Raw genomic sequence first — 22,707 nt, 5'->3', positions numbered from 1 at the left:
CATTATAGCAGTGAGGTGAGTGATGCCAACCGCGAAATTTCGACATGCGGCAACAGGCGCGCGTCCGGGATATGCATCAGGTTGCCCTGCCGCAGGTTAATCCAGCACGCCTGCAGCCCGCCGCGCAGCGAACCCGCCACGTCAGTGGTGAGATCGTCGCCCACATGCAGGATATGGTGGGGGGCGATGGCAAGACGCTGCGCCGCCAGCTGATACATATCCTGCCACGGCTTGGCGCGCCCGTCGGGCCCGGCGCGCAGAGTGAACTGAAAATAGCCGGCAATACCCATTTTTTCCGGGCTGGCGTTGCCGTTGGTGATCGCCACCAGCGGCACCTTCTCCGCCAGCGCTTTCAGCGTCTGATGGGTTTCCTCCGGCATCACAACCTGACTCCGCCACTGGTGGAAGACCGCCATCACCTCTGCCGCGCCCGCCGTGGCTTCCGCCGCAGAGAGGCCGATATTCAGCATCGCCAGCTCAACCGAACGGCGGCGCCACTCCGAAACGTCGTGAAAGATGTCGGGCTCTCGCTGCAACAGCTCATCTCGCAGTTGCTGATAATCCTGCGGCGTAAAGTCGCGCAGCGCCGGATGAAAAGCCTGTAACGCGGCATGAGACTCCAGCGTGGTGCGGCGGATCACCGGGTAGTTATCGTAAAGCGTGTCATCAAGGTCGAAAGTCATGGCTTTGATGGCCGACAGCGGACGATAAAACTTCATTCGTTCTTTCCTCGTTTGGCGCGGGGATGCGCGGCGTCATACACCGAAGCCAGATGCTGGAAGTCGAGATGGGTATAGATCTGGGTCGTCGACAGGTTCGCATGCCCCAGCAACTCCTGCACGGCGCGCAGATCGCCGCTGGATTCCAGCAGATGCGTTGCAAAGGAGTGACGCAGCTTATGCGGATGGATATGACTGGCGACGCCCTGGCGAATGCCCCATTCGGCGAAGCGCTTCTGCACGCTGCGCGGCGAGATGCGGTTGCCGCGCGTTGAAAGAAACAGCGCATCATCCTGACAGCCGAAGGTCTCACGCAGCGGCAGCCACTGTTCGATCCAGGTCACGGCCGTGCGGCCAATCGGCACCCGGCGCTCTTTACTGCCCTTACCCACCACCCACACCTCACCGGAATCGAGGTCGACGTGGCGGCAATCCATATTGACCAGTTCAGAGAGACGCAACCCGCCGCCATACATCACCTCCAGCATCGCCCGGTCGCGAACAGCCAGCGGATCGCTGAGATCGATCTCCAGCAGCTGATTCACTTCGTCAACGTCGATATTCTTCGGCAAATGGCGCGCTTTACGCGGCGTCATCACCCCTTTGGCGGGGTTAGCGGCGAGCATACCCTGACTGACCTGCCAGTCCAGGAAACTGCGCAGGGCTGAGAGACGCAGCGCAAGGCTGCTGGCCGAGAGTCCGGCGCGGCGGCTGCGCGCCGCCATACTGCGTACCTGGGCGGGCTCCAGCGCGGCCCAGCTGCTGAGCTTCATCTCATCCGCAATGGCGACCAGCGCAGCGAGCTGGCGCGCATAGCTGCTCTGGGTCAGCGGACTTAACTGACGTTCCACTTTCAGGAAGCGCAGAAATCCGTCAACGGCCTCCTGCAGCATGCTGCTCATGCGCGTTCAACCCAGCGCGACAGCAGACCTGGCATCATCTGTGACAGGTGCTGCAACAGCAGCGTTCCCATGCCTGACTGATAGTGCTGGCTGTCGCGGCTGCTGAAAATCAGCACGCCGAGGTCGCCCGCTTCGCCCATCAGCGACATCGCCACCGAGCCGATCGCTTTAGCCTGCGGCAGCAGCAGCAGCAGTTCCGGGCCGTTGATGTTGCCGAGATAGTGATGCTGATGACCGAAACGCTGAATACGCAGCGGTTCGAAGGCCTGACGTGACAGGCTCAGCTGGAAGAAATCGGAGGGGGCACCCAGCAGCCATTTATCGCTGAACAGCCGCACGTTGGCACCCGCCAGCCCCAGCTCTCGCGCCCAGCGATGCAGACGGTTGAGCATATCCTGCAGGGAGTCAGCCGCGGCCAGATGGCTCTCCAGCGACAGCAGACGATCAAACAGCTCATGGTTGGCGCTGGCCTGCTCCATCAGCAGCGTAATCTCCTCTTCCAGCCGCTGGATGTGGTTGCGCTGACGCGCCATATGCCACTCCACCAGCGAGACGCTGCCGCGAACCGGATGCGGCACGGCCATCTGTTCCACTTCGCGGGCGTTACGGATAAAGAAATCGGGATTCTGCCGCAGATAATCACTGACGGCCTGATCGTCCAGCAGAACCGAACTGTCAGCCTGCTCTTCGATATTTTTCATAGATGAATAAACCCATCGTAGACGTGTGTCGCAGGACCGGTCATGTAGAGCGGCTGTCCGGCCCCTTTCCAGGTGATATGCAGGGTTCCGCCGGGCAGATCGACACGCACTTTGGGTGCCAGAATGCCCTGCTGGATGCCGCATGCCACGGCAGCACAGGCGCCGCTGCCGCACGCCTGCGTTTCTCCCGCGCCGCGTTCGTAGACGCGCAGGCGGATGTGTTCGGGATTGATGATCTCCATGAAGCCCACATTGACCCGCTCCGGGAAGCGCTCATGGCTTTCCAGAATCGGGCCCAGCAGTTCAACCTGTGCGGTTTTCACACTTTCAACCTGAATCACGCAGTGCGGATTGCCCATCGACACCGCGCCCAGCATCACCGTCTGTTCGGCCACGCGCAGCAGATAGAGGTTTTCCGCTTTATTGGCACGAAACGGCACCTGCTGCGGCTCAAAGTTCGGTTCGCCCATGTTCACGCGCACCTGATCGTCCGGCGTCACGGTTAACACCATGCGGCCATTCTGGGTACTGACCCGGATATCGCTTTTATTGGTCAGCCCTTTCAGCTGCACAAAGCGGGCAAAGCAGCGTGCGCCGTTACCGCACTGAGCCACTTCGCTGCCGTCGGCGTTGAAAATGCGGTAGTGGAAATCGAGATCGGGATCGTAGGGCGGTTCAACAATCAGCAGCTGATCGAAGCCGATCCCCAGATGACGATCGGCCAGCCGGCGGATCAATTCCGACGAAAAGAAGACGTTTTGCGTCACCGCATCCACAACCATAAAATCGTTGCCGAGACCGTGCATTTTGGAGAACTGCATTTTTTGCTCCGCCGGGTAAGCCATCAGATTAGTTCGCTTTTACGCCTGAATTGCCGGTTACCAGCCCGCCCACATCGGCTTTAGAGGCGTCCGCTTTCTGGCGTTCGGTCGGCGCTTGTTGTTTCTTCGGCTGATCCTTCGGCGGGAAGTAAAGCGGCCCTTTCAGACCACAACCTGCAAGGCTGATTACTGCCAGTGTCATGGCAAACAGGCTTATCACTTTCTTCATTCTTTATGCTCTTCATGTCCTTTACCTGGATGCTTATCATCGCAGTTGAAGGTGGAAAAGCAACAGGAAATCCCCGCAAATAGCGTGAACCTGATAAGCGGTCAGGAAGCGCGCGGCCACCTGCTGAACGCAGGCAGCCGGTCGGCATCAGTGCACCTGATAGCGTGGCTGATAGTCGCTGTTGTCGTTGTCAGGCTGGCTGGTGCAGAGCTGAGTCAGCGTCTGACTGCGGAACGGTATCACCTGAAAACGCTCGCCGGTGTTCACTATCTGGTAGAACTGCGGCAGGTTAAAGTTGATGAAGCTCGACCCGTAGGTAAAGCGATCGTGCGAGGAGGAGTAGAACCGGCTGACGTCGCGCACCAGCTCCTCTTTGCTGCCTTCGCAGTGATGATAAACCTCAACCCGGTTGGACTCATCCAGGATATAGATATTGAAGCCCTGGTCGTCCGTCGTGTTCTCGAAAAAGAACTGAATAATGCCTTCGCTGGCATAGCCGTTGACCACCGGCGGCAGCGGCGTCTGGTTGGTTTCGACTTTGATCGACAGCCCGTGCAGCTTGTTATTGGAGATCGCGCCATAAAACTCCACCGCGTTTTCCAGCTTCTGCACGGAGACGCTCATGCGTTCAAAGAAGAGTCCCCAGGTCTGGCCAGCCATACGCAGGGCCTTGAAGCGGCCAGGCTCCTGACGCGTGCTGGAGAGGCGCAGCTCAATGCACTCGGACACCAGCTGCTGAACGCGCGTGCGAATCAGACCGCGCAGATGCTGGCTGTAGCAGAAGACCTCTACCGTGTCTGGCGGTGCGGCATCCTGGTGCATCTTGCCCAGAATGGTTTTCAGTCCCTCGATCATCGCCTGTTCACCGCTGAAGTGCAGGGTTCGCACCTCATTCCAGGAGTTACGGTAAAGCAGGTCAATGCTGCCAATCAGACACTGCTGCTGCTGACCGAAGCTGAAGACATCGAGTTTGCGGAAGTCAAAATGCACCACCTGATTGCGGAAGGCCGCCGTCGGATCGTGCTCAAGGTTCACGATAATCGCCAGGTGACGAATTTCACACGGGCTGTAGAGCGCTTTGGGCGTCGGCGCAGGCAGGCGCAGCGGGAAGTGGCTGGAGACGTCGTTAACCAGCTCCTGCAGGCGCGCCAAATCGCAGGTGTCATTGCCTTTGATATGCAGCCGGGTTTTGCGGGTCAGCAGGCCATTAAACCACGCCCACGCCACCAGCTTGTTCAGATAGCGGTTATATTCCAGCGGCTGATGGCTGATGATCGAATCCATATCCGGCGCCTGGTTATAGAGATACCAGCCGGAGCGGTTGGCACGGCCAGGCGGCACATGAATAAAGGTCAGGTTCGGCTCAGAGAGATCGGGTGAAATCTGCGGGTTCACCAGCGTCACTTTGCCCGGCAGCGCCTCAAAGGCGGCATACAATTTACGGGTCAGCACGCCGATATCCTGCGGGCTGGCGCTCACGCTTAAATTGTTACGGCGGGCAAAGCGGATCAGGTTGCGATAGCTCTGCATCATCGCATCCAGCAGTTCATTGTGGGCTTCACGCACGCGCTCGATTTTCCACCCGGCGCGGTTATCCAGGATAGCGAGCTTCTCATCGTTCCAGCCCCACTCTTTCACCAGCTGCGACAAAATTTCGCGACGCCAGCCGCTGCGCTGCTGATGATCGTCCGTGCTGAGCTTTTCGCACACTTTAAGATAGAAACAGCGCCGCACCAGGTCGAGACGCGGCTGATCGTCGATGCTGGTCAGATAGTGCGTCACGCGCTCCAGCATCATGCAGTAAGGGTCCAGGCCGAAGCAGATGATTTCGCCATCGTGCAGACGCTGTTTAATGTCCATCGCCAGCAGCTGGGTGTTCGGGTATTCCCAGCTGTAGGCTTCCAGCAGCAGGGTCTTCAGCACCGCTTTATAGGGCGAATCGATGCTCTTATAGAGCTGCCACAGGCTGGCACCGAAATACTCTTCCGCCGACAGGGTGCCAAGGCCGCCCAGATCGAGCCACTCGTTGGGCGTCAGCACCCCTTTGGCGTAGAGCGACATCACGTAATCGTCGTAGTGATGCTCCTCTTCGCCCGGCACCATATTCCACAGGAGGCGTTTACCCGCCATACGCACCGCGGTGCGGTAAAACTCATCCAGCAGGAGAATGTGTTGCGTTGAGCCACAATCTTCACCGCCCAGACTGCCGCTTTCGTTGTGACGGAAGCGGTTCTCGTCGATCAGGAAGAAGCTCACTTCCACGCCCATCGAGACGCACCACTTCTGCAGCAGCGTGCATTTGCGCTGCAGATTCAGGCGCTCTTCATTATCCAGCCAGGATTGATGGCAGACCCAGATATCGAGATCCGAGACGCTGTTCTGCCCGACAGAGGAGGTGCTGCCCATAGAGTAGATCGCCGTGATCGGCATTTCACCTTTCGGCGCATCGGCATGGCGCAGGTCGCTGTCACCGGTGAGATCGGCCAGCAGCTGACGCTGGTTTTCATCAGGCGTGAAAAAGCTGATGCCATGTGGAACGTTACCTTCAAGGTAACCCGGCATCTGCGGATGTTGATAATGTAATAAGGTTGGCAGCAGACTGTAGACGCGCTGAAAAGCGGGTCCCATGGCAGCCAGTGCACGATCAACGCGCAGCTGGTTGATTGCATCCAGTCTCTGTTTCAGTGTCTCAATGTAGAGGTACAAGACGTTTCGCCTGATTGTCCCAGTGTTTAAGCACCCTGTTTCCCCGCTCTGCCGCTTATAAAAGTAAAAAAGTGGGCAGATAATTGCTGGAAACGTGATCAATCTAACACCCGGCAGATTGACCGTAAAGAAAGTTGCGCTACTTAACAGTTTAGCACGTTCTTACCAGCTTCCCGCCTTTTCAGCACTGGTTCCCACGTGATGGCTTGATAAACCGGGCCTGAAACCGCTCACAGGCCGTTTTCAATCCGTTGAAACTGACAGTATTCACCCAGAGATGATAGGATATTCAGTGAACGATAAAAATGGTTAACAGCATGTTAGACAAAATTTTCAGAATTGCTACAAGACAAAGCCCGCTCGCATTATGGCAGGCACATTATGTACAGCAACGCCTGATGAGCGCCCATCCGGGACTGCGCGTTGAACTGGTGCCAATGGTCACCAAGGGTGACATTATTCTTGATACGCCGCTGGCAAAAGTCGGCGGTAAAGGGCTGTTTGTCAAAGAGCTGGAACTGGCGATGCTGGATGGCCGGGCCGATATGGCGGTGCACTCAATGAAAGATGTGCCGGTCGATTTCCCTGAAGGTCTGGGCCTCGTAACCATCTGCGAGCGCGACGATCCGCGCGATGCGTTCGTTTCTCATCATTATGACAGCCTGGACGCGCTGCCTCAGGGTGCTATTGTCGGTACTTCCAGCCTGCGTCGTCAGTGCCAGATTAGCGCTCGCCGCCCGGATCTGGTGATCCGCTCTCTGCGGGGCAATGTGGGCACCCGTCTGAGCAAACTGGATGCCGGTGAATATGACGCGATTATTCTCGCCGTTGCCGGGCTGAAACGTCTGGGGCTGGAAGATCGTATTCGTCAGGCCCTGCCTGCTGAAGTCTCCTTACCCGCCGTGGGCCAGGGCGCAGTCGGTATTGAATGCCGTCTGGATGACACAACCCTGATCGGCCTGCTGCAGGCGCTGAATCACGACGACACGGAAGTCTGTGTCAGAGCGGAACGCGCCATGAATACCCGTCTCGAAGGGGGGTGTCAGGTGCCTATCGGCAGTTTCGCCGTGCTGGAAGGCGATGAACTCTGGCTGCGCGGCATGGTCGGTGCACCGGATGGTCATGTGATGGTCAGCGGCGAGCGTCGTGGTCCGCGGGATCAGGCCCGCGAGATGGGCATTTCACTGGCCGACGAGCTGCTGGACGGTGGCGCCCGTGAGATTCTGCAGGACGTTTACCAGGGGCAGCCACCGGCATGACCATTCTGGTGACGCGCCCGGAACCCGCCGCGGCAGAGCTGGTGTCACGCCTGCATGCCCTTGGCAGGCAGGCGTGGAGCCTGCCGCTAATCGAGTTCGCACCGGGCGCGGATCTCCCCTTTCTGCCTCAGAAGCTCGCCGCCCTCCGCCCGGGGGACCTGGTTTTCATTCTTTCTCAGCAGGTTATTCACTACGCGCAGCACGCGATCAAAGCATGGCCCGGCGAGCTGGACTATTATGCAATTGGTCGCAGCACTGCGCTGGCGTTTCACACCGCCAGCGGCCGGCAGGTAACATGGCCCCATGCTCATGAAACCAGTGAAGAACTGATTCAGCTGAATACGCTGCAGCAGATTGCCGGTAAACGTGCGCTGATCCTGCGCGGCGACCCCGGACGCGAATTGCTGGCAGATACATTAACCCGGCGTGGTGCTGAGGTGACGTTTGCTGCCTGTTACCAGCGCTGTCAGAAGCATTACGACGGGCCGGTCGAAGGCCGCCGCTGGCGCGATCGCGGCGTCTCGGTACTGGTGGTCACCAGCGGTGAAATGTTACAACAGCTCTTTTCGCTGTTCCCCGCAGTCGATCGCGAGGAATGGCTGCTCAACTGCCGACTGATTGTCGTCAGTGAACGTTTGGCTACCCTGGCTGCAGGATTGGGTTGGCAGGATATTCAGGTAGCCGATGGTGCCGATAACGATGCGCTGCTGCGCGCGTTACGATGAACTTAACAATGGGATGTGCCACATATGACGGAACAAAAAGATTCCTCCGCCATGGTTGAAGAAACCACCCCAGCGGTCGACCGCTCTCTCTCCAGCAACGACACGCCTCCGCGCAATGCGAATAAAGGTGGCATGGCGCTGGGGGCAGTGGCGATCGTCATTGCGCTGGCGATGGGTGCAGGTTTATACCTTTACGGGAAACATCAGGCTGATTTACAGGCACAAACCAATCAGAAGCTGAGTGACCAGCTGAGTGCGCTGCAGCAGCAGGCCAGCAGCGACAAACAGCAGCTGACCCAGCAGCTGAGCGGCGCTGAAACCGCACTGCAGACGGCACAGGCCCAGCAGAACGCGTCAGCCAAAGAGCTGGAAACCCTGCGTGAAAAAATGGCCGTGATTTCCGGCAATGACGTGCGCAGCTGGTTGCTGGCCCAGGCCGATTATCTGGTGAAGCTGGCTGGCCGCAAGCTCTGGAGCGATCAGGATGTCACGACCGCCGCTGCGCTGCTGAAAAGCGCCGATGCCAGCCTGGCCGACATGAACGATCCCAGCGTAATGAACGTGCGTCGCGCCCTGACCCAGGACATCAGCAACCTCTCCTCCGTCACGCAGGTCGATTATGACGGCGTGATCCTCAAGCTGAATCAGCTGTCGAACAACGTCGATAATCTGCGTCTGGCAGACAACGACAGCGATGATGCGCCGATGGACAGCGATGGCGGCGAACTGTCGGGTTCCGTGCGCGAGTGGCGTCAGAACCTGGTGAAGAGCTGGCACAACTTTATGGATGACTTTATTACCATCCGCCGCCGCGATAACACCGCGCAGCCGCTGCTGGCGCCGAATCAGGATGTCTATCTGCGGGAGAATATCCGCTCGCGTCTGCTGATCGCAGCGCAGGCTGTGCCGCGTCATCAGGATGAGATTTACAAACAATCTATCGATACCGTCTCCGCCTGGGTTCGTGCCTGGTATGACACTAACGATGCGGCAACGAAAGCCTTCCTTGCCCAGCTGGATGAGCTGAGCCAGCAGAACATCAATATGGATCTGCCTGACACGCTGGAAAGCCAGCCGTTGCTGGAACAGCTGATGCAGACCCGTGTGCGGAACCTGTTAGCTCAGCCCTCTGCCGCTGCCACTCAGCAGGGAGGCTAAGCATGCTTAAGGTATTTATCCTCTTTATCCTGCTGATTGCGGGCGTGGTACTGGGACCGATGATTGCCGGTCATCAGGGCTATGTGCTGATTCAGACTGATAACTGGAATATTGAGACCAGTGTCACCGGGCTGGTGATTATCCTTATTCTCAGCCTGCTGGTAATTCTGGCCGTGGAGTGGCTGCTGCGTCGCGTGCTGCGAACCGGCGCACGCACCCGTGGCTGGTTTACCGGACGTAAACGCCGCCGCGCCCAGCGTCATACGCAGACTGCGCTGATGAAGCTGGCGGAAGGTGACCACCGTCAGGCGGAAAAACTGCTCTCTAAAGATGCCGATCACGCGGATGTGCCGGTAGCAAACTACCTGCTGGCTGCGGAGGCCGCGCAGCAGCGCGGTGATGAAGTGCGTGCCAATCAGCATCTTGAACGCGCGGCAGAGCTGTCCGAAAACAATACTATTCCGGTAGAAATTGCCCGCGCACGTATTCAGCTGGCGCGCAATGAAGATCACGCTGCACGTCACAGCATCGATCGTCTGCTGGAAGTGGCACCGCGTCATCCTGAAGTGCTGCGTCTGGCTGAACAGGCCTATGTCCGTACCGGCGCCTGGAGTGCGCTGCTGGATATTCTGCCTGCGATGCAGAAAGCGCAGGTCGGCGACGACCTCCATCGCGACGCGTTGCAGCAGCAGGCCTGGCTGGGCCTGATGAATCAGGCGATGGCCGATCAGGGCAGTGACGGTCTGAAGCGCTGGTGGAATACGCTGAGCCGTAAGACCCGTCAGGATACCACGCTGCAGGTCGCCATGGCGGATCACCTGATTGAGTGCAACGATCATGACACCGCGCAGTCGATCGTGCTGGAAGGCCTCAAGCGTCATTATGACGATCGTCTGGTGCTGCTGATGCCCCGCATTAAAAGCGGCAATCCGGAAGCACTTGAGAAGGCCTTACGTCAGCAGATCAAACAGCATGGCGCAACGCCGCTGCTGCACAGCACGCTGGGGCAGTTGTTGATGCGTCATGGAGAGTGGCAGCAGGCAGCGGATGCTCTGCAGCAGGCGCTGGCACAGCGTCCTGACGCATTCGATTATGCGTGGCTGGCGGATGTGTATGATCGTCTGCATCGTCCGGAAGAGGCCGCTAAGATGCGCCGTGAAGGCTTACTGCTGACGCTGAAAAATAATCCTGGCGCCTGACAGGCGCAAAGCTAACTAAGCCGGGCTCGCCCGGCTTTTTTGTGCCCGCAATCTGCCGCTCCTTCTCCTCAGGCAAAAAAAAACACCTGCCAGTGGCAGGTGTAAGATCAGGTCGGTAAGACAACCGGGAGGTACCCGACTCAACGTGGTGTCTGGTAATCCTGTAAGGCTTTCGCGATACAGGCAGGCAGACAACAGGTACCTAAAATTGGCTCTGCATCATTCCCAGGTTTATGCAGCATCAGCAGACATAAGAGGTGGAATGAGCATCTACAGCAGGAGTATTGCACATGCCGTGCCAGTTTGAAGGTTATTTTAAAAAGTATTTTAAATCATTATGTTATCGAAGAGGCTGAGTGCTTCAGCGGAGCAGATGGCGGGTAAGTGTCGGTATCCGGCGACAGCAGACCTTTTCTCTGTCTCAGAATGGAGACAACAAGGTCAATCTCTCTGTTAACGTAACAATAACAATGATTTATTTGTCTGCGATTCCCGACGCTGCTCAGACTGTTGGCCATATAAAAGCAGAGTAGCTTTGGTTGCCACCGCACCGCCCGCTCTCACCACAGTGCGGGCTTCAGGGAGTATACGCCTTTCGCAAAGACGCAAAAGACGCCATCCATGGCAGGCTCAGCGCGGGCCATCCCTGGCCCGCTATGCTTTGCTACAGGCGTATGCTCCCTTCGCTTCACGTATGGCAGACGCATCAGATACTTACAAGGAAGCTTTGGACTAATGACAGATCTAAACCCGGATGCATCTAACCACAGCGCATAAGCTCAACGCGCAGGGAACACGGTCAGAAGAGGAAAGCGTCCCGCCGCCCGGATAAAAACGCCGGGAGCGTTTTTGAACAACGCAACGCGTTGGCCCATTTACGGGCGCACCTCATGGATGAGGTGCGTAATCGCGTGGGCCGAGCGGCCATGGATGGCTTAAGCGACTTTTCGATCTGACCGGGTTACCTTCGCAGGCTCGAACTGACAGCAACATTGTTACACCGCACCCACCCGGTCTGGCCCATATCTCCCGCAGACATTCAAATCCACTTTTCTACAGACGAAAAAAAACCTGTCTTTTCAGACAGGTTTCTAAAAATGGTCGGCGAGAGAGGATTCGAACCTCCGACCCACTGGTCCCAAACCAGTTGCGCTACCAAGCTGCGCTACTCGCCGATTTTTTTAACTGTTTTGCCTGGTGCGAAGAGAGGGACTTGAACCCTCACGTCCGTTAAGACACTAACACCTGAAGCTAGCGCGTCTACCAATTCCGCCACCTTCGCGTATCCCAGCAAAATCTGGGGTGGCTAATGGGACTCGAACCCACGACAACTGGAATCACAATCCAGGGCTCTACCAACTGAGCTATAGCCACCACTGTACTTAATGTTACAAGTCAAAGACCTGCAGCATGTAAATCTTTACTGCCAACCGCGGTAAATCAACCACCGAAGCTCATGCGCACAAACGATATGGCGCGCCCGACAGGATTCGAACCTGAGACCTCTGCCTCCGGAGGGCAGCGCTCTATCCAGCTGAGCTACGGGCGCGTAGCGCCGTTGCGGATGTGCATACTAGAGATAAGCGCCCATCGTGTCTAGTGCTTTTTAAATAAAAAGGCGCGTTTGATTACGCTTTGTGCATTTCGTCGACAAATAGTACATTTCCGCGCTCACCGTGCGTAAAAATGCGGCATTTATCAGCGATATCAGAGATCGCCGCGCCAGTGATAGCGCAAATATTTAAGCAGTTTTAACTGCCTGCGCAGGCGGCTCGGCTGCCGAATCAGACGGTAGAGCCACTCCAGCCCCAGCCGCTGCCAGATTTTGGGCGCGCGCTTCACATGGCCGGTGAAGACGTCGTAGGTTCCCCCTACCCCCATATAAAGCGCATCCGGCCAGTGTGCGCGGCACGCCAGCATCAGCAGCTCCTGACGGGGCGACCCCAGCGCCACGGTCACCAGCTTTGCGCCGCTGGCGGCAATCCGGGTAAACAGGGCATCCTGATCCGCTGGCGCAAAATAGCCATCCTGCGCCCCGACAATATTCACATTCCACTGACGACGCAGCTTCGCGCAGGTCTCATCCAGCACCTGCTGGCGACCGCCGACCAGAAACACCGGCGTCCCTTCCCGCCCGGCACGTTCCATCAGCGCCTCCCATAAATCCGCACCGGCAATACGCTGCACTGACGCCTGCGGATACTTTTTACGGATCGAGCGCACAATGCTGATGCCATCGGCATAGGCATACTCCGCCTGCGCCAGCAGCGTGCGTAATCCCTCATCCCGCTCGGCGGTCAGGATCTTCTCCGCATTGATCGCCACCAGAATGCCGCTGCGTACGCTCTGCGGCGGCATCAGAAAGCTCACCGCCGACGACATATTTTCGAAGCCATACAGGTCAACGCCGCGGATCCGGTACTGCGGCGTATCCGTTAACTGTGTCATATCTTCCGTTAATCCCAGAGGTTAATCAGAGCGGGCTGTGTAGCACCCGTCCACTGCGGTCGCGAATTAAACCTGCGCGATCCAGTAACCAGAAAAGTAATTTAGCCAGGCCAAGACAGGCAGCAAAAATGATGCAGAAAAACACCACGCGTGAACCGAAGGCATCCAGCCCTTCGCGTGCCAGCACGATCATGTTAAAGACCGCACCAAAACAGAAGCTTTGCAGGATAGCACCGCTGTAGCGGTTGGCCTCACGGCAGCCACGCTGGTAGATCGCATCGAAGGCTTTAATAATCATCCCCACCGCCACGGCACCGATCGGAATCGCCCAGACGCCGCCCATGACCACCAGCGAGCCGATCAGCGTCGGGGAAATGGCCAGGCCCGAATGGTTATCCAGCACTTCCCAGGTGAAGTAGTTCGCGCTGTTCAGCACGGTCAGCGGCCGATCCGGCCACAGCCAGGTGGGAATAAACACGTAGAAATCGCGCCACAGCGGTGCCAGCCCCTGAAACTCTATCCTGGCGTAGTTATCCAGCAGCAGGGCCAGATTCTCCCACGGTGAGAACGTATCCCGCGTCAGATAAAGGAAGGTATAAAACGCTTCATCGCCCATAACGTCCAGGTTATAGCGGCGCAGCGCCAGCCAGAACATTCCCGCGATAGCCATCACCCCCGCCGTTGCCAGCATCCACAGGGTGATCCAGCCGCGCGTGATACCGATAAACAGGAACAGCGCAAACGCAATAATGATATTGGCGCGAGTCCCGCCCACCAGCGCGTAGGTCAGCAGGCCAAAGGCCACCGTCACCACCAGAAACAGCAGCCAGTTGCGACGCGTCGGACGCAGAAAATAGGGGATCAGCATCGCCGGAATAAAGAAATAGAAGAAGCGCTTCAGCGCCACGCCCGACACTTCGCTGGAGAAGATCTGGTTATAGGCCGTCAGGCGGAACAGCAGAAAACCGTTGTGAATAAAGAACACCGTAACGGTGCCCAGCGCCACCAGCGCCAGAATCACACAGGTCAGGTGGGTTTCGACCCGGTTCATCTGCAGCCAGGGCTTTGCAGGCGGTGCATTAGCTGGTTTCAGCCGCACCTTATAACTGACGTAATAGATGGCATAAAACGCCGTGGCCGAGAGCAGCGCCTCCAGCAGGTTTTCCACCGGCACCACCTCAACATGAAACCGGAACACCAGCAGGGAGGTCAGCGGAAAGCCAAAGTAGAAGGTCAGTAAAAACAGCAGCGTGAAAAAGAGGTGGAAGTTAAAACGGACACGCTTAAACTCCCGCCAGGTCAGGGTCAGAATGAAACCCAGCGACAGCAGATAGACTACCAGCAGGCCGCCAAACTGCATAAGACTCATGACTTTTCCCCTTCGCTGAGCTGTAACGCTGCCCGCCAGCCTGCCAGATAACCGGGAGCGAAAAAGGCGATCGCCGCTTTATCACAGGTCATAAGCTGGCGACGCGCCTCGGCGATAACAGCAGGCGACAGCGTATCTTCGCTGAACAGGACCGGCAACTGCTGCTCTGCCACATCGCGCCAGAATGGATTTTTGCGGGTCAGCACAAACGGCACGTTCGCCTGGATCAGCAGGCAGAGTGTGCCTACCCCCTGCTGACGTTCAAACATAAAATAGCCGACGTGGCAGCGCGCCAGCAGCGCCAGATAGGCTTCAAACGCCATATTTTCACGTATCAGGTTCACCTGCCCCTGCGGGAACAGCGTATCCGCTGCGGCCTGAATCTGGCTGATATAAGCCTCATTGCCCGGCGGATAACCCAGCGGCACCTCAATACGCACCTGCTCACCAAACTGCGCGTGAATCGCTTTTAAACCTTCAATATGGCGGTTACTGGGATCCCCCGAGTTGCCCAGCAGCAGCGTGAACGGTTCCGTCGGATCGGCCTGCACCGCGGCGGCAGGCATTCGGGTCGGGAAATAGAGCAGTGAACCCGGCACCCGGCGATGACGCTGCTGAAAGTGGTGCAGATCCCCACGGGTGGCAAAAACCTGTGCCACCCGTCGCTGAGCTAACCGGCGAATGTGATAGAACAGGCGGAACTTCAGGCTGCGTGAGTCTTCATAAAGATCGGCTCCCCAGACATGCCAGAACAGCTGTGAACGGCGTAGCTTACCGCTAAGCAGTGCCAGCCAGATCCACGGGTTAAACTGGCCGTGACAGAAGAAACGCTGCTGACGATTTTTTGCCCGCTGCACTACCGCCTGCGCCAGCGCTTTCTTGCTGGCAAAACAGTCGATCCGCAATGCTGTGAAGGGGGCCAGACTCTCGGGCTGCCCGGTCACCACCATAAAATGGCGTGGCGAAGCCGCAGGCTGCTCAACGCTGAGAACGTCGTTGAAAAAACGCAGCACCGTAAGGTTGTGGTGGGGAATATCCGATCCCAGAACGTGAATTAAACTCATTTTTTCCGACAGTAAACAATAAAAGCGCCACAACACAGGGCAAAGTAAGCCATGTAGGTCAGCATATAGGCCTGTGCGGCCCCCGTTGCGCCATGTAACGGGATCAGCCAGCGTGAGAACAGGGTCAGTAACAGAAACTGGCTGATCTCAGTCAGAACATAAAAGCGCAGCGAGGCTTTGGCGATAACCAGATATCCGAAAACATAGGCGCCAACTTTAAAAACATCGCCGCACAGTTGCCAGACAAAGAGATCGCGCATCCCGCGAAAGGCTTCGGAGAAGAGCAGGCTGATGGCGAAATCGCGCAGCACCCAGACAGCCAGGCTGGCGACGGCCACGGCAGGCAGCACAAAGCGCAGCGCCCGGCCAATCTCCCGCGCGATGTCGCGCTTGTTATCGAGCCGTGCCAGGGTCGGCAACAGCCAGACGCTGAAGGTGGCGGTAATAAACTGCAGATAGGCATCGGAAATGCTGGTCACGCCCTGCCACAGGCCGACCTGCGCCCAGCCCTGCTGCTCTGCCAGCAGGTTACGCATCAGCACCCAGGCCACCGGCAGGGTTACCGCCGTGATCAGCGCCATCAGGGTATATTTCGCCAGATTACGCGCCAGCTCAGGATGCCATTGCGGACGCAGCCAGCTCAGCGGCAGCGGCGCGCGGCGTTTCAGCATCACCAGTGCCGGCAACAGCAGCAGGGCCGGCACCAGCGCCAGGCCGGTCAGTGCACCCTGATAGCCACCCAGCCACCAGCAGACCAGATAGCCCATGACCCCAATCAGGCTGCCAGCGATCAGCGCCAGCGCATTGCCGCGCGCGTCGCGATACCCCTTCAGCAGCGCCAGCGTAAAGTTGGCCCAGGCGATGCCGAGCTGAAGGAAAGCGACCACGCGGATAACGCCCTGATAGCGGTCATGACCAAACAGCGCCGTGCTGATCGGGGCCGCCGCCAGCAGAAACAGCAGCGCCAGCGCGCCGGAAAAGCCCAGCACCATGGCCGACGCCGTACCCACCAGCGCCCGTAGCTGGCCGGGCTGCTGCTGATACTGCGCCACATACGTGGTGACACCGTTGAAGATGCCCGCCCCGGCCAGTACACCCAGCACGGTAATCAGCTGACGAAAGTTCCCCGCCTGCCCCACACCTTCAGGACCGAAGCTGACCGCCAGCAGTTTCACCACCAGCAGACCAGACACAATTTTTACCAGCGTGGACGACGCGGTCCACACTGAGGCTCTGGCTAATGACATCAGGAAAAGAAGCTCAGCAGTGAGCTGATAACCGTGCTCTGATTATTATCTGACAGGTTATAAAACAGCGGCAGGCGCAGCAGGCGTTCGCTTTCCGCTGTGGTAAAGCGATCCTCCCCGACAAACTGCGAGAAACGCTCACCGGCGGGCGAACTGTGCAGCGGAATATAGTGGAACACCGTCAGTATCTCGGCTTCTTTCATCCAGTTAATCAGCGCCTGACGATCATCCTGATCGCGCAGCTTGATGTAGAACATATGGGCATTATGTTCGCAGCTGGCAGGGATCACGGGCAGGTCAATGCGTCCCTGTGCCGCCAGTGGCTGAAGCGCCTCATAATAACGCTGCCAGATACGTAAACGCTGCTGGTTAATGCGTTCAGCCGCTTCCAGCTGTGCCCAGAGGTAGGCCGCCTGCAGATCGGCCATCAGGAAGCTCGACCCCATATCGCGCCAGGTGTATTTATCGACCTGACCGCGGAAGAACTGGCTGCGGTTCGTGCCCTTTTCCCGCACGATTTCGGCGCGCTCGACCAGACTGGCGTCGTTAATCAGGGTTGCCCCCCCTTCGCCACCCGCCGTGTAGTTCTTGGTTTCATGAAAGCTGAAGCAGCCGATATGACCGATGGTACCCAGCGCACGGCCTTTGTAGCGTGACATCACACCCTGCGCCGCATCTTCGATGACAAACAGCTTATGTTTTGCCGCCAGCGCCATGATGGTGTCCATTTCACAGGCGACGCCTGCGTAGTGCACCGGGACAATGGCACGGGTTTTTTCTGTGATGGCCGCTTCAATCAGGGTCTCATCAATATTCATAGTGTCCGGGCGGACATCGACAAAGACAATACGCGCGCCGCGCAGCACAAAGGCATTGGCGGTAGAGACAAAGGTGTAGCTCGGCATGATCACTTCATCGCCAGGCTGCAGATCGATAAGCAGCGCCGCCATCTCCAGCGAAGCGGTGCAGGAGGGGGTCAGCAGCACTTTTTTACTGCCGAAACGCTGCTCCATCCACTGCTGGCAGCGGCGGGTAAAGCCGCCGTCGCCGCACAGCTTGCCGCTGCTCATCGCCGACTGCATATACTCAATTTCTGTGCCCACCACGGGCGGCGCATTAAATGGAATCATGACCTTTCCTGTAAAACCAGTAGGCGGTGCTGTCGAGCCGGGCACCGCTGCGTAAATAGAGGCGCATCGCCGTAAGATTGCTGAGCTGAGTCGCCACCCGAAGCTGCGCGAGCTGCCTGACCCGCGCCCAGTCCGCCGCCGCCAGCATCAGTCGCTGACCCAGCCCCTGTCCCTGTGCGTCGGGCAGGACGCCGAGCAGGCCGATGCGGGCATCGCCCTCCACCGCACGCAGCGAAACAAAGCCCTGCACTCCACCCGCGGCATCGCAGGCGACCAGGCACTGATCGTCAAACGCCCCGCGCACCGCATTTTCAATCCACTGCGCATAAAAGCGACCGCTGGCGTCCGGCGCATACCAGGGCGCACGAAAGCGGCTCTGACTGAAGAGCTGCGACGCGGCGTCACGCAGAGAGGGGATCTGTGCCTCACGCGCAATGCGAATGCCCGCCTGCCGCTCCGTCTGGTCAATCGCCAGCGTCAGATCGGCCTCGCCCTCCACCAGCTGGAACTGATGCTGCTGCAGCGTATCGATCAGCGCCGTTTCACCCGCAGCGACTTTCATCTGCATCAGTGCACAGGGATGGCGCAGCGCCTGTTCCAGTGGGGTGTCGCCTTGCAGCTCCAGCCGCACCGTCTCAACACCGAAGAATGCGCTCTCCCAGCTGAGGGGATTAATATTGACGTGGACGGGCATGTAATAAATCCAGCAGGTATTGGCCGTAGCCGGTTTTCGTCAACGCGTCACCCGCGGCGCGCAGCTGCTCGTCACTCAGCCAGCCGTTACGCCAGGCGATCTCTTCCAGACAGGCAATTTTAAAGCCCTGCCGTTTCTCCACGGTCTGCACAAACATGCTGGCTTCTACCAGACTGTCATGGGTGCCGGTGTCCAGCCAGGCAAAGCCGCGTCCCAGCAGTTCGACTGTCAGCTCCCCCCGATCCAGATACATCTGGTTAATGGCGGTGATTTCCAGCTCGCCCCGCGCTGAAGGCCTGACCTGTTTCGCAAACTCAATCACCTGATTGTCGTAAAAATAGAGTCCGGTTACCGCCCAGCGCGACTTCGGCTTTTCTGGCTTCTCTTCAATCGAGATCGCCTTAAAGCTGTCGTCAAACTCCACCACACCGAAACGCTCCGGGTCCATGACCTGATACCCGAACACCGTTGCGCCCTGATTCTGTTCCACGACTTTCCGTAGCTTAGGACTGAAACCCTGGCCAAAATAGAGGTTATCACCCAGAACCAGACAGCAACTGTCATCACCGATAAAGGATTCGCCGATAATAAACGCCTGCGCCAGCCCGTCAGGACTGGGCTGCACCGCATAACTGAGGCGTATCCCGAATTCGCTGCCATCGCCCAGCAGACGTTCAAACTGCATCCGATCGTCCGGTGTCGTAATGAGCAGGATGTCGCGAATCCCCGCCAGCATCAGCACAGAGAGCGGGTAATAGATCATCGGTTTGTCGTAAACCGGCAGAAGTTGCTTCGAGACTGCACGCGTTATCGGGTGTAACCGCGTACCCGACCCGCCCGCTAAAATGATGCCTTTCATCGCTGCTCCTTACGCGGATTTATTGCGATAAGCCGAGACGTTCACCCTGATAACGGCCATCAAGAATAGCCTGCCACCAGCTGGAATTGGCCAGATACCACGCCACGGTCTTACGCATACCGCTTTCAAAGGTCTCCTGCGGCTTCCAGCCAAGTTCATGCGCAATTTTACTGGCATCAATGGCGTAGCGCAGATCGTGGCCCGGACGGTCAGTGACATAGGTAATCAGATCGCGGAAATGCGCCAGCCCTGCAGGTTTTCGTTCTGCTGCCAGCTCTTCAAGCAGACTGCAAATCGTCTCAACGACCTCAATATTACGACGCTCGTTATGGCCGCCGATATTGTAGGTTTCGCCAGGTTTGCCCTGACTCACCACCTGATAGAGCGCGCGGGCGTGATCTTCGACGTAGAGCCAGTCACGAATCTGCTGTCCGTTGCCGTAAACCGGCAATGGTTTACCGGCCAGTGCATTGATGATGGTCAGCGGGATCAGTTTTTCCGGGAAATGACAGGGACCGTAATTATTTGAACAGTTCGTGACCAGCGCAGGTAACCCGTAGGTTCGCAGCCAGGCCCGCACTAAATGGTCGCTGCTGGCTTTACTGGCCGCGTAAGGACTGCTGGGAGCATAAGGCGTGGTTTCGGTGAAGTAAGCCTGGCTGTCATGCAGGTCGCCAAACACTTCATCGGTCGAGATATGGTGGAACAGAAAGGCGTTTTTGCGCGCATCATCCAGCTTCTGCCAGTAGAAACGTGCCGCTTCCAGCAACTGATAGGTCCCGACAATATTGGTTTCGATAAAGGCCACCGGGCCATCTATTGAACGATCAACGTGGCTCTCAGCCGCAAGATGCATTACGCAGTCTGGCTGATAACGGGCAAAAACCTGATCGAGCGCCGGACGATCGCAGATATCCACCTGCTCAAAATGAAAGCGCGGTGAGTCGGCAACACTGGCAAGTGAGGCCAGATTTCCGGCGTAACTGAGTTTATCAACCACCACTACCTGATGATCGGTTTCTGCGATCAGAAAGCGCACCAGTGCCGAACCGATAAACCCGGCACCACCGGTGATCAGAAAACGCCTCATCGCCACACACCTTTGGTGTCGACAATCCATTGCTGCTGTACCTGAGCGGCATCGATGGCGCGGAAGGCGCGATGATCCACCAGCATCACCAGAATATCGGCCTGGGCCAGCGCCTGCTCGCCCGGGACCAGTTCAGCTTTGCCTGCCAGCGCGTCAGCGATCTGCGCAATGTGAGGCTCAACCACCCAGGTTGTGCCGCGGTGCCACTCCGCAATCTTCTGCGCTACGCCCACCGCCGGGCTTTCGCGCAGATCGTCAATATTGGGTTTAAAAGCCAGGCCGAAGCAGGCGATGGTGATATCGCTGGCGCGCTTGCCGGTCTGGGTCAGGCACTCCGCCAGCGCGGTTTTTACCTGGTCCAGCACCCACTGCGGCTTGGCATCATTGACCTCGCGCGCGGTGCGGATCAGGCGGGCTAATTCGGGATTCTGCGCCACGATGAACCAGGGATCGACGGCGATACAGTGTCCACCGACGCCCGGCCCTGGCTGCAGAATGTTGACGCGCGGATGGCGATTCGCCAGCGCAATCAGCTCCCAGACGTTGATCCCCTGATCGGCGCAAATCAGCGACAGCTCATTGGCAAAGGCGATGTTCACATCGCGGAAGCTGTTCTCAGTCAGCTTGCACATCTCGGCGGTGCGGGCGTTGGTTTCCACACACTCGCCTTTCAGGAAAATGCGATACAGCTCGCTGGCGCGAGCTGAACAGGCGGGTGTCATGCCGCCGATGACCCTGTCATTATTGATCAGTTCGACCATCACCTGACCCGGCAGCACGCGCTCCGGGCAGTAGGCGACGAAGACATCGGGCGTCTCACCGTGCTGCGGGAAACGCAGATCGGGACGCGCCGCCGCCAGCCAGTCGGCCATCTGTTCCGTGCTGCCAACCGGCGACGTCGACTCCAGAATCACCAGGTCGCCCTTCTTCAGCACGGGGGCCATCGACTCCGCGGCGGCTTTCACAAAGCGCAGGTCGGGCTGATGGTCATCTTTGAACGGAGTCGGCACGGCAATAAGAAAGGCGTCCGCAGGCTCAGGCTGGGTGGTGGCACGCAGGTCGCCACGCGTGACGGCAGCATGTACCACCTGATCTAAATCGGGCTCCACGATGTGGATCGCGCCACGGTTGATGGTTTCCACGGCGCGCGCGTTGATATCCACGCCCACCACTTTTTTTCCCTTTGAGGCAAAAACGGCTGCCGTCGGCAGCCCAATGTATCCCAGTCCAATCACGGAGATGGTTTCAAAACTCATAATTCGGCTCGGTTATCTTTTAAGGCTTGTAAAATACGACCGCAGGCTTTGCCATCGCCATAAGGATTATGGGCATGGCTCATCGCCTGCCAGGCCTCATCGTCGCTCAGCAGTTCGCTCACGCTGGCCACGATAGTGGCGACATCGGTTCCTACCAGTTTCACGGTGCCGGCATCGACCGCTTCCGGCCGCTCGGTGGTGTCGCGCATCACCAGCACCGGTTTACCCAGCGACGGCGCCTCTTCCTGGATACCGCCGGAGTCGGTGAGGATTAACCAGGCGCGGTTCATCAGCCAGACAAAAGGCAGATACTCCTGCGGTTCAATCAGAATGATATTTTCAATGCCGCTGAGTATCCGGTTAACCGGTTCGCTGACATTGGGATTGAGGTGCACCGGATAGACAATCTGCGCTTCCGGATGCTGGCGGGCAATCTGCGCCAGCGCGCTGCAGATCCGTTCAAACCCGCCGCCAAAGCTTTCACGACGATGACCGGTGACCAGCACCAGTTTCTTCTCCGGATTGAGAAACGGATAGCGCGCGGCCAGCTGCGCATTCAGATTGGTGTCATCCAGCACCCGATCACGTACCCACAGCAGCGCGTCAATAACCGTATTGCCGGTCACGATAATGCGTGAGTCGGCGAGATTTTCCTGCAGCAGATTCTGTCGCGAGCGCGAGGTCGGGGTGAAATGCAGGCGGGCGAGATGGCCGGTCAGCTTACGGTTGCCCTCTTCCGGCCACGGCGACGCGAGATCGCCGGTGCGCAGCCCGGCTTCCACATGGCCAACCGGAATCTGATGATAAAAGGCGGCCAGACTCGCCGCCAGCGTGGTGGTCGTGTCGCCGTGCACCAGCACGATGTCGGGCCGGAAGTCGAGCAGAACGGTTTTCATGCCCTCCAGGATGCGACAGGTGATCTCCGTCAGCCCCTGCTCAGGCCGCATGATGTTGAGATCGTAGTCCGGCTGCAGTCTGAACAGACGCAGCACCTGATCGAGCATTTCGCGATGCTGGGCGGTAACGCACAGCCGTGATTCAAACGCGGGATCCTGCGCCAGCGCCTGAACCAGCGGGGCCATTTTTATCGCTTCGGGGCGAGTACCAAATACGGTCAGAACTTTCACACTG

20 protein-coding genes and 4 tRNA genes are annotated in these 22,707 nt (G+C 58.0%); 4 read left to right on the top strand and 20 right to left on the bottom strand.

Annotated elements, in window-relative coordinates; all coding sequences use genetic code 11:
• Positions 1-2 precede the first annotated feature (2 nt).
• The 6 genes from yigB to HFD97_RS13195 all read right to left on the bottom strand — a co-directional run bounded on the left by yigB (position 3) and on the right by HFD97_RS13195 (position 6,078).
• The gene (gene yigB, locus HFD97_RS13220) at positions 3-719 is read right to left on the bottom strand and encodes a 5-amino-6-(5-phospho-D-ribitylamino)uracil phosphatase YigB (RefSeq protein ID WP_009088454.1); all 717 of its coding nucleotides are present in this window, start codon (positions 717-719) and stop codon (positions 3-5) included.
• Complete coding sequence (gene xerC / locus HFD97_RS13215) at positions 716-1,621, bottom strand: tyrosine recombinase XerC (RefSeq protein ID WP_167432016.1); 906 nt, start codon at positions 1,619-1,621, stop codon at positions 716-718. The genes yigB and xerC overlap by 4 nt, the downstream gene beginning before the upstream one ends.
• Entirely contained in the window at positions 1,618-2,322 is a 705-nt protein-coding gene (locus HFD97_RS13210) for a DUF484 domain-containing protein (RefSeq protein ID WP_009088449.1), read from the bottom strand. The genes xerC and HFD97_RS13210 overlap by 4 nt, the downstream gene beginning before the upstream one ends.
• On the bottom strand, positions 2,319-3,143 hold the full coding sequence (gene dapF, locus HFD97_RS13205; protein WP_167432017.1) for a diaminopimelate epimerase: 825 nt from the start codon (positions 3,141-3,143) through the stop codon (positions 2,319-2,321). The genes HFD97_RS13210 and dapF overlap by 4 nt, the downstream gene beginning before the upstream one ends.
• 28 nt (positions 3,144-3,171) lie before the next feature.
• Entirely contained in the window at positions 3,172-3,372 is a 201-nt protein-coding gene (locus HFD97_RS13200; protein WP_009088446.1) for a lipoprotein, read from the bottom strand.
• Positions 3,373-3,519: 147 nt separating this feature from the next.
• Positions 3,520-6,078 carry a class I adenylate cyclase gene (locus HFD97_RS13195; RefSeq protein ID WP_167432018.1) on the bottom strand — a complete coding sequence of 853 codons (2,559 nt, stop codon included), beginning with the start codon at positions 6,076-6,078 and terminating at the stop codon, positions 3,520-3,522.
• 317 nt (positions 6,079-6,395) lie between these two features.
• Here HFD97_RS13195 and hemC point away from each other — a divergent pair, with 317 nt between their 5' ends.
• Genes hemC through hemY form a run of 4 tightly spaced genes read left to right on the top strand, consistent with a single transcriptional unit; the run spans position 6,396 to position 10,419 of the window.
• Positions 6,396-7,337 (top strand): hydroxymethylbilane synthase, encoded by a 942-nt coding sequence (gene hemC, locus HFD97_RS13190; protein WP_111208493.1) that lies wholly within the window; start codon positions 6,396-6,398, stop codon positions 7,335-7,337.
• Positions 7,334-8,062 carry a uroporphyrinogen-III synthase gene (gene hemD, locus HFD97_RS13185; RefSeq protein WP_167432019.1) on the top strand — a complete coding sequence of 243 codons (729 nt, stop codon included), beginning with the start codon at positions 7,334-7,336 and terminating at the stop codon, positions 8,060-8,062. The genes hemC and hemD overlap by 4 nt, the downstream gene beginning before the upstream one ends.
• Positions 8,063-8,086: 24 nt before the next feature.
• The gene (hemX, locus tag HFD97_RS13180; RefSeq protein WP_009088438.1) at positions 8,087-9,220 is read left to right on the top strand and encodes a uroporphyrinogen-III C-methyltransferase; all 1,134 of its coding nucleotides are present in this window, start codon (positions 8,087-8,089) and stop codon (positions 9,218-9,220) included.
• A 2-nt stretch (positions 9,221-9,222) separates the two neighbouring features.
• Entirely contained in the window at positions 9,223-10,419 is a 1,197-nt protein-coding gene (hemY, locus tag HFD97_RS13175) for a protoheme IX biogenesis protein HemY (protein WP_009088436.1), read from the top strand.
• Between the two features lie 1,098 nt (positions 10,420-11,517).
• Here hemY and HFD97_RS13170 read toward each other — a convergent pair.
• The 14 genes from HFD97_RS13170 to wecB form a co-directional block, all read right to left on the bottom strand.
• Positions 11,518-11,594 (bottom strand) — tRNA-Pro (locus tag HFD97_RS13170).
• Positions 11,595-11,614: 20 nt separating this feature from the next.
• Positions 11,615-11,701, bottom strand: a tRNA-Leu gene (locus tag HFD97_RS13165).
• Between the two features lie 16 nt (positions 11,702-11,717).
• Positions 11,718-11,793 (bottom strand) — tRNA-His (locus HFD97_RS13160).
• Positions 11,794-11,891: 98 nt separating this feature from the next.
• Positions 11,892-11,968, bottom strand: a tRNA-Arg gene (locus HFD97_RS13155).
• A 158-nt stretch (positions 11,969-12,126) separates the two neighbouring features.
• Positions 12,127-12,867, bottom strand: a complete 741-nt coding sequence (wecG, locus tag HFD97_RS13150; protein WP_167432020.1) for a lipopolysaccharide N-acetylmannosaminouronosyltransferase — start codon at positions 12,865-12,867, stop codon at positions 12,127-12,129.
• Between the two features lie 25 nt (positions 12,868-12,892).
• Positions 12,893-14,236 (bottom strand): ECA oligosaccharide polymerase, encoded by a 1,344-nt coding sequence (gene wzyE, locus HFD97_RS13145; protein ID WP_058958101.1) that lies wholly within the window; start codon positions 14,234-14,236, stop codon positions 12,893-12,895.
• Positions 14,233-15,300 carry a TDP-N-acetylfucosamine:lipid II N-acetylfucosaminyltransferase gene (locus HFD97_RS13140; RefSeq protein ID WP_167432021.1) on the bottom strand — a complete coding sequence of 356 codons (1,068 nt, stop codon included), beginning with the start codon at positions 15,298-15,300 and terminating at the stop codon, positions 14,233-14,235. Before HFD97_RS13140 ends, wzyE begins: the two co-directional genes overlap by 4 nt.
• Positions 15,297-16,547: a lipid III flippase WzxE gene (gene wzxE / locus HFD97_RS13135; RefSeq protein WP_140029655.1), complete on the bottom strand. Its 1,251-nt coding sequence runs from the start codon at positions 16,545-16,547 to the stop codon at positions 15,297-15,299. Before wzxE ends, HFD97_RS13140 begins: the two co-directional genes overlap by 4 nt.
• The gene (gene rffA / locus HFD97_RS13130; protein WP_009088429.1) at positions 16,547-17,677 is read right to left on the bottom strand and encodes a dTDP-4-amino-4,6-dideoxygalactose transaminase; all 1,131 of its coding nucleotides are present in this window, start codon (positions 17,675-17,677) and stop codon (positions 16,547-16,549) included. The genes wzxE and rffA overlap by 1 nt, the downstream gene beginning before the upstream one ends.
• Positions 17,664-18,371, bottom strand: a complete 708-nt coding sequence (gene rffC / locus HFD97_RS13125; protein ID WP_009088428.1) for a dTDP-4-amino-4,6-dideoxy-D-galactose acyltransferase — start codon at positions 18,369-18,371, stop codon at positions 17,664-17,666. The genes rffA and rffC overlap by 14 nt, the downstream gene beginning before the upstream one ends.
• On the bottom strand, positions 18,349-19,230 hold the full coding sequence (gene rfbA / locus HFD97_RS13120; protein ID WP_167432022.1) for a glucose-1-phosphate thymidylyltransferase RfbA: 882 nt from the start codon (positions 19,228-19,230) through the stop codon (positions 18,349-18,351). Before rfbA ends, rffC begins: the two co-directional genes overlap by 23 nt.
• 19 nt (positions 19,231-19,249) lie before the next feature.
• Positions 19,250-20,320: a dTDP-glucose 4,6-dehydratase gene (gene rffG / locus HFD97_RS13115; RefSeq protein ID WP_154929011.1), complete on the bottom strand. Its 1,071-nt coding sequence runs from the start codon at positions 20,318-20,320 to the stop codon at positions 19,250-19,252.
• On the bottom strand, positions 20,317-21,576 hold the full coding sequence (gene wecC, locus HFD97_RS13110) for a UDP-N-acetyl-D-mannosamine dehydrogenase (RefSeq protein WP_167432023.1): 1,260 nt from the start codon (positions 21,574-21,576) through the stop codon (positions 20,317-20,319). Before wecC ends, rffG begins: the two co-directional genes overlap by 4 nt.
• Entirely contained in the window at positions 21,573-22,703 is a 1,131-nt protein-coding gene (gene wecB / locus HFD97_RS13105; RefSeq protein WP_167432024.1) for a non-hydrolyzing UDP-N-acetylglucosamine 2-epimerase, read from the bottom strand. The genes wecC and wecB overlap by 4 nt, the downstream gene beginning before the upstream one ends.
• Positions 22,704-22,707: the final 4 nt, after the last annotated feature.

Source organism: Pantoea sp. EKM103V, assembly GCF_011800365.1.
Lineage (GTDB): Bacteria > Pseudomonadota > Gammaproteobacteria > Enterobacterales > Enterobacteriaceae > Pantoea > Pantoea anthophila.
The sequence above is the reverse complement of the archived record's forward strand: the minus strand, read 5'-3'. Positions and strand labels throughout refer to the sequence as shown.